Raw genomic sequence first — 12991 nt, 5'->3', positions numbered from 1 at the left:
ATGTGTTATGATATAAGTAGTTGTTTGTAAGGGTGGTGTAAAAAAATGAGACTACAAATTGTTAGTTCAAAAAATGCCGCATCTTTATATGTGGTTAAGTCTATTTACGAAAATGGAAAGCGCTCTTCTAAAGTTGTTGAAAAGCTCGGTACCGTTGCTGATTTAGAAAAAAAATTAATCGACCAAGATCCCATAGAATGGGCAAAAAATTACGTAGAAGAACTTAACAAAAAAGAAAAGGAAGAAAAAAGGGAAGTTCTTGTAAAGTACTCCCCCTCAAAACTTATTGATAAAGGTGAACCACGCTTGTTTAACGGCGGTTACCTATTCCTGCAAAAAATATATCATGATCTTGGGCTACACAAGATTTGTATGGAAATATCACAAAAATATAAGTTTGATTTTGATTTAGACTCGATTCTTTCCAGGCTTATTTACGGTAGAATTATCTTCCCTTCTTCAAAACTTGCTACATATGAGCTTTCTAAAAAGTTTATAGAACAACCCAAATATGATTTGCATCAAATATACAGAGCTCTTGAAATTCTTGCTAAGGAGACAGACTTTATCCAGTCCTCCTTGTACAAAAATAGCTTGAAGGTCTCCAAAAGAAATACCGGCGTTCTTTACTATGATTGCACCAATTACTTTTTTGAAATAGAGCAGGGAGATGGTATAAAGCAGTATGGTCCGTCAAAAGAACACAGACCAAACCCGATAGTCCAAATGGGGCTATTCATGGACGGGGATGGCATTCCTCTGGCTTTTAGCATTAACAGGGGGAATATGAATGAGCAACTGACTCTAAAACCATTGGAAAAGAAAATCGTTTCTGATTTTGAGCTTTCTAAATTTATCGTGTGCACAGATGCTGGGTTGGCTTCAGAAGCTAATCGAAAGTTTAACGACAAGGATGGTCGAGCTTTTATTACCACACAATCTATTAAAAAATTAAAAGCACACCTGAAGAAATGGGCTCTTGATCCTGATGGCTGGAAACTTCCAGGCAGCAAAAAAAACTATGATATTTCTGAACTCGATGAAATGATAGATAAGGCTACTCCTGAAGATAAAGCAAAAATAAGTGCAAAGGTCTATTTCAAAGAACGTTGGATCAAAGAAAATGGCTTTGAACAAAGATTGATTGTAACTTATTCGATCAAATACAGGGATTATCAGCGCAAAATCCGCAACTCACAAATAGAACGTGCTCAAAAGACTATAGATACAAACCCGACAAAAATCAAGAAATGTAATGCTAACGATTACAAAAGATTTATTCATAAAACGAGCTATACTCCTGATGGTGAAATTGCAAAGAAAGAAATATACAGCATTGATCAAGCTATCATCCAAAAAGAAGAAGCTTTTGATGGTTTTTATGGAGTTTGTACAAATCTTGAGGATGATGTACCTGAAATAATTAAGGTAAATCACAGGAGATGGGAAATCGAGGAATGCTTTAGGATTATGAAAAGTGAATTCAAAGCAAGACCTGTATTCTTAAAAAAAGATGACCGTATTGAAGCACATTTCAGCACATGCTTTATATCTTTAGTCATCTATAGAATGCTAGAAAAGCGACTTAAAGAGGAATTTACCTGTCATGAAATTATTAGTGAATTAAGAGATATGAATTTCAAAGAAATTAAGGGAGAAGGATATGAGCCCTTATATACTAGAACCGATTTTACCGATGCTTTACATGAAGCCTTTGACTTTCGCACAGACTACCAAATTGTAACAAAAAGCAAGATGAAAAAGATTCTAAAAGATACAAAGAAGTAAAAAACATTATTCACTTTTTTGACAAAAATTAAAGCCTACAAACCCTTTATTTTCAAGGGATTACAGGCTTTTTTTAATCATCAAGTGTCAAACGTGGGATAATGTTGTCAATTAAGACTAATTCATTGTTAACAGGTAAACTTATCACCATCCCCTTTTCCTTGTACAATCACCATGCTCTTTTCTATATATAAACATATATCTTCCAATACTACTTCTCTATTTAGGTGGAAACTCCTACTCTAGAATTTCCTATGGGTTGAAATACTTATAGACATCATAAAGGGCTAACAATTTAATATGTTAACCCTTCTCATATCCGTTAATTAGAACCCCCGTCATTTATGGTACGGTTCACCCCTATTTATCCTAAAACCTCTATAAACCTGCTCTAGCAAAATAAGCCTCATCAGTTGATGAGGGAATGTCATTTTAGAGAAGCTCATTAGTGTGTTCGCCCTTTTTAATACTACATCACTTAAGCCAAGGGATCCCCCTATGACAAATGTTATATGGCTATTGCCAGATAGAGCTAGCTTGTCCAGCTTGTTTGCTAAATCCTCTGATGAATACATATTGCCTTGGATAGCCAAGGCAATTACGTGGGATTGGTCTTTTATTTTAGATAAAATTTTATCCCCTTCTTTTTCTTTAATAATCAGTTCTTCTGCTGGGGATGCGTTATCGGGTGTAGGGTTATCTCCAATTTCTACTATGCTTAGTTTACAGTAGCTGGATAATCTTTTTGTGAATTCTGCTATACCTAGGTTTATATACTTTTCTTTGATTTTACCAACTGCTACGATATCTATTTGCATGACTTATACCACCAAGTACCTTGGTGGTTTTACACAGTAGCTGCAATGACTTGGTTGAGCCCAGTCAGTAAACGTCACTTTCTCAAGCTCGTACAAATCCGGTGGTTGTTCATATACATCCACAAATTCTTCTATTGCATCATCAAGATGTTCTCTACATACTACAAACATTTATATCAACTCCATAATATATTCCTTTTAGGTTTAGTATTTATTATTTCGTCAAATATATCCTAAACCCTGCCAATTTTTAATAAATTAATTAGTTATTTAGAATTTCTTTAGCTTTGTAAGCAATTCAGTTAGCAGTGTCTCCAATTGATTCTGTTCTAAAAGCTTGTGATTATAGGCTAGAAATTCTACTGCGCTCCAAATTTTAGCTAATATAATCTGTTCTACAAGTTCATCGATTTTGAATAAAAAGTCCAAGTCTTTTTTAGCAAAAAGTTTAATATATGTTTCAGCTATTTTTCTTTCCAAAGAGTAATCTGTTGTCCCTAGCCCTGGTATTGTAATTGCGAGGTCAATTGCAGGAGATGCATAGCATATTCTTTCCCAGTCAAACAGCACTAGGTCTCCATTATCCCTTACTCCCCAGTTAGTCGGATTAGTATCTCCATTTATCCAGCAAGTTGGTTGAAAAACAGTTTGAGACACTTTTTGCACCCGTAAAAGATGTTTAAGTGCCTTGTTATAGTCACTTTTATATAGTTCTGAAACCTTTTCACTTAAACAATCACTCCAACTGGGTTTGTAGTTATCAGTTAGTATAAGGGGTCTTCCCCACGTAAAACAATGTAAATTACATAGTACTTCCAGAAGTGACTCATCCCCGTACCACCTATCTTTAGGTAAGGTGTTTAGTATATCTTCTATCACTATCCAATATTTCTTTTTCCCTTGGTGGGCAAAGTATATCTCAGGGATGTTGACTCCGTTGTCAATGAGTTTTTTACTAAACATTTTGTAGAATTGGTACTCTGATTGAACTTCCATGGATTTAACAATCACGGAACCACTCTTATGCTTTGCTCTATAACAGCCACCTTGGCTTTTAATTCCATCTAACTTCTTTAATGAGGTTATGTTACCCCATCTTTTTTCTATATGCGAACTAACTTCTAGATCAAGGTCCATCTGAATATTCATTTACTCTCCTCCCTTTAACTAGATTTAAAAGACCCTTCTTCAAAAATTAGCAGCAAGGAGTTCTCTCCCTGCTGCTAATTTGCTAGTTATTCATATCTGCCAGTGTTATTGTAAACTCTAAGGTTTCGTCACCTCTTACCACCGTTATCTCTACTGATTGACCTGCTTGCTTTCTTACCATTATCATTCTGAAATCCCTTAAGCTATTAATTTCTTTACCATCTGCATGGGTTATTATGTCGTTGCTTTGGATTCCACCTAAATGAGCAGGGCTATTGTCTGCAACTTCTACTATATAAAGTCCATGGTCAACAGGCAAGTCATATTGCCTTGCCAAGGTCTGATTGATTTCGTTAATAACTATACCAATCATTGGCCTAGTAACTTCACCACTTCTTATTATCTCATTTACAACATTTCTAACTATATTACTGGGTATGGCAAATCCTAACCCCTCTGCATTTGAGATTTTTACACTGTTAATACCAACAACCTGACCTACTGCGTTTACCAAAGGGCCACCACTGTTGCCTGGGTTTATGGCTGCATCAGTTTGTATAAGGGAAAAAATCCATTCGTATATCTCAAGGGATCTGTCCGTGGCACTTACGACTCCCACAGCAACAGATTGCTGCAGATCTAGTCCTGTAGGGTTTCCTATGGCTATGGCAGTTTCGCCTACAACCAGTTTATCAGAGTCACCTAGTTCTGCTGAAGGCAAGCCTGTTTTGTCTATCTTAAGTACAGCTAGGTCTGTTCCAGGATCTGAGCCAATGACCTCTGCTTCAATCTCTTCACCACTATCTAGTGTAACAACAAATATTTCTCCTTCTTCTATTACGTGGTAATTTGTCACTATATAACCGTTTGATTCAATTATGACTCCACTTCCCACACCCCTTTGGACCATTTGCTCCGTACCCCTAAACATATCTCTGCGATTTGCAAAGGTGCTTATCCCAACAACTGCCGGACTCACCTTTTGTACCGCCTGTACAACTGGTGTCTTCTGATACTCCAATGCTTCCCACTGAAAATCTTCGTCCGTATCCCTTGCTGGAGGGATTAAATCTCCATTTGAAGTTGGTGGAAGGGTTTGCTGCTGGGGTGCAAAAAAAGTTAGGGCAATGGCTCCCCCTATAATAGAAGAAATTAGTGCTATGACTATTATTAAGGATAGGCTGGGTCTTTTGGGTTTGTAATAATACTCAAAGTAATCCATACTACTCCTCCTTCCATTTATTTTTATTGCACAGAAATTAAAATTATAACTGAATTAAAGGTGAAACTTCTTTTCTAGGAAGTATATCTAATTGAACATCTTGACCTACTGCTATCTGAGCTTTAGCTAAAATTGTTTCCACTGTTATTTTAGCCAACTGAGGAAAATTATTCTCTTCACTTAAGTGGGCTAAAAGGACCTTCTTAGTTTTTCCTTTGAGTACCTCAACTAATACTTCCCCAGCCACTGTATTTGATAAGTGGCCCTTCTCCCCTAATATCCGCTTTTTTAGTCCCCAAGGATAAGGACCCGTTTCAACCATTTTCTCATCATGGTTAGATTCAATAAGCAGTATATCTGAGTTATATATTGTTTCCATTACCCTTTGGTCAACTATTCCAGTATCTGTTAGAAAGCCAAGTTTTTGTTCTTTGCTTGTTATTGTAAAGCCTACTGGGTCAACAGCGTCGTGATATGTGGAAAAGGCTTCTACCTTCATATTACCTATATCAAATTTCTCTCCCACATCAAAATGATTTATGAGGTTATTGTCTATCTTCCCTAAGGAATCTTTACAAGCTAAATATGTTCTCTCTGTTAAATAAATAGGTAGTTTAAACCTTCGCGCCATTATTCCTACACCTATGATGTGATCGTTATGTTCATGGGTAACAAGGATTCCCTTTAACCCTTTAGGATCTACTCCAAATTGATCTAGGCCCAATTGAATTTTTTTACCACTTAATCCTGCATCAACAAGTATGTCAGTTTCTCCATCGGAGTAGTAGATGCAATTTCCACTACTGCCACTGGCCACGGAAAATAATTTCATCAAATTCTTCCTCTCCATTAGCTCGCTATATTTATTATACATATTCGTCTAGTAAAATTAAAGTTCTGTTGATTATTTCTCACTCATTTTTTACATTTTGTTTACAGTTTTTATTATTGATAGGTCGGAATCTATAGTGCTTAATATTCTCTATATAGCCTTTATTTAAGATAAAAAAGGTGAAGGGAGCAAAGATTCCCTTCACCTAACTTATTCTTCGATATAGCTTATGTCTACTCCTAGTGAAGCAAACTTCTTATCGATGTTTTCGTAGCCCCGTTTTATATGGCTGACATCGGATATTTTAGTTATCCCCTCTGCCATAAGCCCAGCAATAACTAAAGCAGAACCTGCGCGAAGATCCGTTGCCTTCACTTCTGCTCCTTGTAGATTTTCAACACCTTCAATAATTGCTGTTCTTCCTTCAACCTTTATATTGGCACCCATTCTGTTTAACTCATCAACATGTTGGAAACGATTCTCAAAAATATTCTCTGTTATAAGGCTTGCTCCTGCGCACCTACTTAAAAATGCCATCATAGGTTGTTGTAGGTCTGTGGGGTATCCTGGATATGGGAATGTCTTTACATCTATAGGTATAGGCCTTTTATTTTCTGCCTTTATATGAATGTAGTCATCTCCCTCTTCAACTTCAACCCCAGCCTCCCTAAGCTTTGCAGTTATGGGTTCTAAGTGTTTCGGTATAACTTCACAAACTTTAACATTCCCATTAGTTGCAGCTGCTGCAACCATAAAAGTTCCAGCTTCGATGCGGTCAGGAATAACGCTATGAACACATCCATGTAACTCCTCTGAACCTTGAATTTTTATGATATCAGTTCCTGCACCTTTTACTGTCACACCAATAGCATTTAGGAAGTTAGCCACATCCACTACTTCTGGCTCTTTAGCAGCATTTTCAATAATTGTTAAGTTTGGACACCTTGAAGCAGCAAGCATTGTATTTATAGTTGCCCCAACTGTCACTATGTCCATGTAGACCGAGCCTCCACAGAACTCATTAGCTTTAAGGTCTACTTCTCCAGAGGCAATAGTCACTTGTGCACCTACAGCTTCAAAGCCTTTCAGATGTTGGTCCATGGGTCTTGGCCCAATTTGACAACCACCTGGGAGTGCAACCTTTGACATTTTAAATCTGGCAAGTAAAGCTCCCATTAGATAATAAGAAGCCCTTAGCTTTTTTGCAAGCTTATATGGAGCATGAAACGTATTAGTGGTTGTAGGGTCTATGGTGACTGTATGCTCATCGTGCCACGTGATTTTAGCCCCTAATTCAGCTAGCATCTCTGTTAATACTTTTACATCACTAATGTTCGGTAGATTTTCAATAGTACATGGAGCTCCTGCAACAATGGTTGCAGGTAATATGGCAACAGCAGCATTTTTTGCGCCACTGATTTTAACTTGTCCCATCAACTTCTGTTTACCTTTTACCAATAATTTTTCCAATGGTTTATCCTCCCAGTGCATTTTTCAACATACTTTAGTTTATTCAACAAAAATGAATAAATTCCTGCTTCCATTTCTTAATTTCCTTAAATTACTTAAATTACTTAAAACCTTTACATATTATCTTATTCCTTCTAGTTCCCCTGTATAAGCATTAAGGTAATAATAGTTCAAATCATCCACTTCCACAACCCATACAGGAACCATCTGCCACTGACCTGCTTTAAGTGGCTCACTATAATAAGACAGAAATAGTTCTGTTATGGTTCCCTTCCCTTGATAAAAATCTGTAAATCTCATCAATGCACCGGTAGAGGGTATTATTAAATATTCATTACCACTAAATGAAACGGGTTCTACCCAATACCTTTCGTACTTTGTTACACCCCTTGATGAAACTGTTACTTTTATATAAGAAGCATCTACTCTGTTTCTTTTATAAACTTGGTAATACTCTACTAAATAGGTGTCTTGATTTATTTTCTTTATGCCATGCACCTTTGCATCTGAAGGTAAGGCGAGAGTTTGTTTTGAAAATGACTCAGCAATGGATAGGGCGTTTTGTTCATTTAGTGTCAGTATATTTGGACCACTGGACTCAGATATATAGATAATTTTTCCTTCTGCTGAAACTGACATAGAACTGTGAGTGGAAAAAACGTTATAATCCCCGTTCTCAATTTTCTCCGTCACTTTTTCATTTTCAGCAAAAAAAGCATTCCTTAGATTTTTATTTACAATGTTAGGTGTGGTTGTTGTAAGCATTTTTTTTGGAAAAACCCTATCGGGTATACTTGTATCTATATCGATATTTTGATTTTCTAATTGTTCTCTTATCATTTGTATTTCCCCTTGTGTTACATGTCCCTCTGTGCCGTGGGGAAACACCCATATTTGCAACGCCAGAAAAATATTTAGCACTGCGAAGGCAATGATGAAAATTGTTTTAGTTTTAGACCAGTCCATCCATTAGCCTCCTTTACCTCATTACTTCTCCTGTATATGCGTTAACATATATAATACGTTCTTCTAATTCTATAACCCATATTGGACTTAATGTTTCTGTTTTATCTTCCACCAGGCTATAGGCAAGATACATCCTTTGGATAGTCTCCCCTTCTTTAACATGGTTCCTTAAAATTCTGTCATAACTTATAACTTCCAAAGTTCCTTCGTTATCTAGACCACGAATGTGATGGATATTTCTATAGTAGCCTAAAACTTTTCCTCCTCGGATGTTTACCTCTAATGGATACTTTGTTGACAGAATAGGATAACCATTTCCGTAGTAAGAAAAACCAAGGGTGTAGTCTGAGTAAACAGGGTCATTAAATCTGTATTCCACTAGATAGGCTGTACTTGGCCAACCACCATGCTTAGAAATAAAATCCACCGCATCTTTTAGACTGGATTCTGAGCTTACAATTGTTGGAGATGATATTTCCAAGTACGAGTAGTACTCATAAACATTTTTTCCAAAAATCCGAAGCCCACTATTTATACCATCGGTGTAAATTACTGTCCCATCTCTCTCTTCTATTTTCCTAGACACTAAATCATTAAAAAAAGATTTTCGTATTTTGTCTAGTTCAACATTATCCTCTGCTACTAGTAGTGGTGCAATTTCAAATCTATCTTTTGGTACAAATATTAACCCATTGGATTGTTCTAAGCTCAATAACTCCATCCTAAGATTCTGTGTTTTTTTTGCATCATCCAAAAGACTCTGTAATACCACCGAAGGGAAGTTAAATTTATGTGTCCAAACATGCCCCTTATAATTATCAATCACTGATAAAGTTTGGTTCTCCATATCGAAAAATAAACCATGGACATCTGATGTTGGATAAATATAGTCTTGAATCTTTGGTAGTGCGTAGTCAAGATAATCTCCAAAGTACTCAGTACCGTAATTTAGATAAAGACCTTTACTTAAAAATAACTCTGGGCTCAGTTCAGATAACTGCCATTGGTATATGTTGTCTACAGTAGTGTCTGTTTCTTCTAATATATACATTACCTTTGAAAACTCAGAGCTCCCAGGAATTATAATTATTTCCTCGTCACCTGTTATAGCAACTATTTGCCAAGGTATCAAAACATTTTTTATTTGTGGAGTTCTTCCAAAGTAAATATCTTCAAAATCAAACATCTGTGCATTTATTCCATCTGAAACACCATATAAAAGTATTCCAGAGAGCAAGATGCTAGTACATATCATTATTGTCAGGATCAAGGTCGTTGTTTTCTCTTTACCCATTTATACATCCTCCTCCACAGCTGGGGCTATAGGTAAAATTACTTTCACACTGGTACCTTTTCCTTCTTCACTGTCTATGGTAATGTGCCCCCTGTGCCCGTCTACCACTTGTTTTACAATGGACAATCCTAAACCTGTACCACCTAGTTCTCTAGATCTAGCTTTATCCACCCGATAAAATCTTTCAAATATTCTTGGGAGATCTTCCTTGGGAATTCCTATACCTTTGTCCTCTACAACAATAGATATGCTATCATTTCCATATCTTTTTACAATAGTCTTTATTTGATTTCCTTCTGGAGAATATTTGCTAGCGTTAGTCAAAAGGTTAATAAATAGCTGCTGTAATTTATCAATATCTCCTCTAATTATGGGGATGTTTTTTTCTATGTCTTTAGTTAGTATCTGATTCTTGTCATCAAGCTGTGGTAGAACTTTAAAAGTTAATGACTCAAAAAACTCTTCCATATCAATTGTTCCGTAGTGCCAACTTTCTTTGTTGTAATCTAACCTAGTTATCATCAGTAGGTCTTTTACCATGCGAACCATTCTTTGAGTTTCATCTTCCACAACTCTTAGGAATTTTTCACTAATTTCCCTATCTTCTATACCTCCGTTTAGCAATGCCTCTACATAACTTTTTATGCTAGTAAGGGGTGTACGAAGTTCATGGGATACATCGGCAACAAACTGCCTTCTCATATACTCAAGTTGCTCTCTTTGGGTTATATCATTAACTACTACAATAAGCCCTGAGCTACCGTGCTCACTTGAAAAAGTAACGTAGTTTAGTAGTAACGTTTTGCCGTTTACCTCTCGTTGCTTTTGTGTAATATCTTCATTTTTTAATAGATCTGCAAGATTTTTTTCATCATAAAGGAGAATTTCCCTAAGCTTTGAACTGTCCTTAGTAGCTAGAAGCTTCTCAATCAATGGATTTTGATGGATAACGTCACCATCTTTATTAAAGGCAACAACTCCATCGGTAAGATTTTGCAGTATTGCTTCAGTTTTATTCTTTTGATCAGATATTTCTCCTATTGATTCTTCAAGCTTTTCTGCTAAATAGTTGAACACTGAACCTAACTGACCAATCTCGTCATCGGATTTAATAGCTATTTTGCCTTCGTAATTACCCTTTGCCATTGCCTCAGCCTTTTGGGTAACATCCTCAATTGGCTGTGTTATGGTTTTGGCCACAAAAATACCAAGGGCAGCAGTTAACAACATAGTAGATAGAGTCCCTATAATAAGGATATTTCTAACTTTTGCTAACGTATTGTCTACACTGATAAGGGATGCAACTATATAAATTGTTCCAACCTGACTTTGTTCATAAAAAACAGGCGTAGCGTAAAAGTAGTCCCTTGATCCTGTTTCAGGGTTAGGTCTAACTGCTTCACCTGGGGTGCCCATAATGGCCCTTGTCACTTCATGTTGCACAACCCTAGTGTTTACATATCTTTCTTTACCCCTTGATGCACTGACAACTATACCTGAATTACTAATAATATATATGTCTGCCATTGTAATGGGCTGACTAAACTCTCTCACTAGTTGGTTTATGGTGGTAATATCATACTCTTTTTCATAAAGGTGTCTAGACACAAAGCTTGATAGCAGCTGCCCTTGAGACTTAATCCCATCTTTAAATTCCGCAAGGTAATAATTCTCAAGGGATTGAATCAAAAATACACCTAGAACCTGAAATGCAAATAAAAGTAGAAGTACATATATAAGGATCAGTTTATACTGTATGGACTTAACCATACTTAATTCCTCCTAAAGTAGTACCCAAAACCCCTTTTCGTTAAAATATATTCTGCTTTACTGGGGTTTTTTTCTATTTTTTCTCTAAGTCTATGGATAGTCACATCCACTGTTCTAACATCTCCATAGTAATCAAAGCCCCATACTAGTTCAAGCAGTTGCTCCCTTGAATATACTTTCCCGGAGTTTTGTATAAGGAACATTAAAAGATCAAACTCCCTTTGAGTAAGCTCTATTGTTTCACCATCACGTTTAACCTCATATGTTTCAGGAATAATCTCAAGGCCGTGATGGGTGTTAGGATTTTGCTCCTCAGACTGACCTCCCATAAGCTTGTACCTTCTTAAATGGGCATTGATTCTTGCTTGCAGTTCTTTATGACCAAAGGGCTTTGTTACATAGTCATCTGCCCCTTGTTCAAGGCCAGTAACCTTATCTCTCTCTTCTTCTTTAGCTGTTAGCATAATAATGGGGCAGTTTGTAAATTCTCTGATTTTCTTACATGCATCAAAGCCATTTATTTTAGGTAACATCACATCTAATAGGATCAAATCTGGCTTTTCAGCATATGCAGTCTTAACTGCTTTCTCACCATCATAGCAAGCAACAACCTTAAATCCTTCCCTTTCAAGATTATACTGAATTATATCAGCAATAGGTTTTTCATCATCAACAACCATTATTTTTACCATCTATAATTACCTCCTTAAAAAAATTTGTTCCAATTCTCTTTTATCCATAGGGTATAGTTTATTTCAAACTCATCCCATGTTACTCCAGTAGCTTTTGTTAAACTAGTTGAAAAGGAGTTTCCCTTTCCAAGTCCATCTAGTATATTGAAATTAATTTCTTCACCGTATGTTTCTTCTAAATAAATCACCATAGTTAGAGACTGTCTATAAGCAAGAGCTTGATTTTCTAAACTATAAAACCCTTTTCTTAAAGTATCAAATGCATATAGCTCTTCTGGGTTAGTGTTATTTTCATCTATCCATTGGATATTTAATAACTTTAGTTCTTCAATTTGGGCTAAGCCCTCTGTATACCAATCAGGATAGTTACCATTTGCCATATAATCTACAAATAGGTGTGTCATCTCATGATGCATTGGCCCGAAATTCTTGTAAATTTCTTTGATATCTTCTATTACATCAATTGGGTACCACTGAATTGGCGAAACAATTTTTATGGTCCCAGCTTGATATACTCCAGATGCTTTGTTACTTTCATCCCAACCTAGGGAGTCTAGTAGGTCTTTATAGGTTGGGTATATAACTACTAGAGGCCTAACTCCTGGAGTAAAATCGTATTTTTCTCTTAAAATCTCATAGCTTTCTTCAGAAAGCTGTAGTATAAAATCTGAAAAATCCTCATCCTCTTGTTTGTAAGCAACATCTACATCTTCCCCGTATATCCACAGAAAGTCTTTGTATGCAACATTACGCTGGTAAGATGCCATGGCATCTCGCATGGCACTTGTCCCTACTATTTTAACATTTTGCCAGTTAAATAAAACTATCGTACAAACAAAAAATATGCCAATTAAAATTATAGGAAATTTACGTGTTCTTTGTACTTGTGCCATCATACTCCCCTCCCCATTTCTAGTTTACATAATACACCCCATTATACCACAAACCCATAAATGACACTATTCTTCCTTGTTAGCAATTGTTAGCAAT

12 protein-coding genes are annotated in these 12991 nt (G+C 36.3%); 1 reads left to right on the top strand and 11 read right to left on the bottom strand.

Features of this window, described 5'->3' with window-relative positions; translation table 11 throughout:
• Positions 1–45: 45 nt before the first annotated feature.
• Positions 46–1788 (top strand): IS1634 family transposase, encoded by a 1743-nt coding sequence (locus HYG86_RS09840; RefSeq protein WP_213165411.1) that lies wholly within the window; start codon positions 46–48, stop codon positions 1786–1788.
• A gap of 338 nt (positions 1789–2126) precedes the next feature.
• Here the strand turns inward: HYG86_RS09840 and rlmH are convergent, their stop codons facing one another.
• The 11 genes from rlmH to HYG86_RS09785 all read right to left on the bottom strand — a co-directional run bounded on the left by rlmH (position 2127) and on the right by HYG86_RS09785 (position 12897).
• Positions 2127–2606, bottom strand: coding sequence for a 23S rRNA (pseudouridine(1915)-N(3))-methyltransferase RlmH (gene rlmH, locus HYG86_RS09835; RefSeq protein ID WP_213165410.1), 480 nt, complete (start codon positions 2604–2606; stop codon positions 2127–2129).
• A gap of 3 nt (positions 2607–2609) precedes the next feature.
• A complete protein-coding gene (locus tag HYG86_RS09830) occupies positions 2610–2777 on the bottom strand; it encodes a CxxH/CxxC protein (RefSeq protein WP_213165409.1) in 168 nt (55 codons plus the stop codon).
• A 99-nt stretch (positions 2778–2876) separates the two neighbouring features.
• On the bottom strand, positions 2877–3755 hold the full coding sequence (locus HYG86_RS09825) for a phosphotransferase (protein WP_213165408.1): 879 nt from the start codon (positions 3753–3755) through the stop codon (positions 2877–2879).
• An 82-nt stretch (positions 3756–3837) separates the two neighbouring features.
• Complete coding sequence (locus tag HYG86_RS09820; protein WP_213165407.1) at positions 3838–4977, bottom strand: S1C family serine protease; 1140 nt, start codon at positions 4975–4977, stop codon at positions 3838–3840.
• 43 nt (positions 4978–5020) lie between these two features.
• The gene (locus HYG86_RS09815; protein ID WP_213165406.1) at positions 5021–5809 is read right to left on the bottom strand and encodes an MBL fold metallo-hydrolase; all 789 of its coding nucleotides are present in this window, start codon (positions 5807–5809) and stop codon (positions 5021–5023) included.
• Positions 5810–6019: 210 nt separating this feature from the next.
• Positions 6020–7279, bottom strand: a complete 1260-nt coding sequence (locus tag HYG86_RS09810; RefSeq protein WP_213165405.1) for a UDP-N-acetylglucosamine 1-carboxyvinyltransferase — start codon at positions 7277–7279, stop codon at positions 6020–6022.
• Positions 7280–7399: 120 nt separating this feature from the next.
• Entirely contained in the window at positions 7400–8245 is an 846-nt protein-coding gene (yycI, locus tag HYG86_RS09805; RefSeq protein ID WP_213165404.1) for a two-component system regulatory protein YycI, read from the bottom strand.
• A 13-nt stretch (positions 8246–8258) separates the two neighbouring features.
• Entirely contained in the window at positions 8259–9539 is a 1281-nt protein-coding gene (gene yycH / locus HYG86_RS09800; protein ID WP_213165403.1) for a two-component system activity regulator YycH, read from the bottom strand.
• Positions 9540–11309 (bottom strand): ATP-binding protein, encoded by a 1770-nt coding sequence (locus tag HYG86_RS09795; protein ID WP_213165402.1) that lies wholly within the window; start codon positions 11307–11309, stop codon positions 9540–9542.
• 2 nt (positions 11310–11311) lie between these two features.
• A complete protein-coding gene (locus tag HYG86_RS09790) occupies positions 11312–12001 on the bottom strand; it encodes a response regulator (protein WP_213165401.1) in 690 nt (229 codons plus the stop codon).
• Positions 12002–12015: 14 nt separating this feature from the next.
• Positions 12016–12897 carry a peptidase MA family metallohydrolase gene (locus tag HYG86_RS09785; RefSeq protein WP_213165400.1) on the bottom strand — a complete coding sequence of 294 codons (882 nt, stop codon included), beginning with the start codon at positions 12895–12897 and terminating at the stop codon, positions 12016–12018.
• Positions 12898–12991: the final 94 nt, after the last annotated feature.

Source organism: Alkalicella caledoniensis, assembly GCF_014467015.1.
GTDB lineage: Bacteria > Bacillota > Proteinivoracia > Proteinivoracales > Proteinivoracaceae > Alkalicella > Alkalicella caledoniensis.
The sequence above is the reverse complement of the archived record's forward strand: the minus strand, read 5'-3'. Positions and strand labels throughout refer to the sequence as shown.